We start from the raw sequence: 423 nt of genomic DNA on the forward strand, positions 1-423 counted from the left end.
GGCATATATCGCCCGTTCGCCGTGCTTGACGTGGCTTCCGATGTGGGCCTGCGGCAAGCCTGCGTGGCCATCCCGGCAAGCGTCATGTTGGTCTACGCGGTGCTGAGTGTGGATGAGCCTTTATCATGGTTCTCGGGTAAGGTGGCACGTTTTCTGGGCGAGCTGTCCTTCCCACTCTACCTCGTGCATGTACCCGTTATCTGCTCATTGGGGTCATGGGTTTTGTTGACAAGCGGTTCCACCGCACTCGGCGCCGCCGCCGCCATACTGGGTTCGATCCTCGCGGCGTTGCCGCTCATGACCTTCAACAACTGGTGGGTCCAGATGGTCGGCGCCCTGTTCAACAGGTTCAGGCGCGGCGGACCTATCGCCGCGGCGCCTGCGGCGTCGAGCGCCTAACCGCCCGGCGCTGTGACGGCAGTG

Annotated in this window: 1 pseudogene; it reads left to right on the forward strand. The window is 63.1% G+C overall.

The window, feature by feature from the left end:
- Positions 1-399: pseudogene (locus EOA13_RS37665) on the forward strand (acyltransferase); the annotation flags it as partial.
- Positions 400-423: the final 24 nt, after the last annotated feature.

Source organism: Mesorhizobium sp. M7A.F.Ca.US.011.01.1.1, assembly GCF_003998295.1.
Classification (GTDB): Bacteria; Pseudomonadota; Alphaproteobacteria; order Rhizobiales; family Rhizobiaceae; genus Mesorhizobium.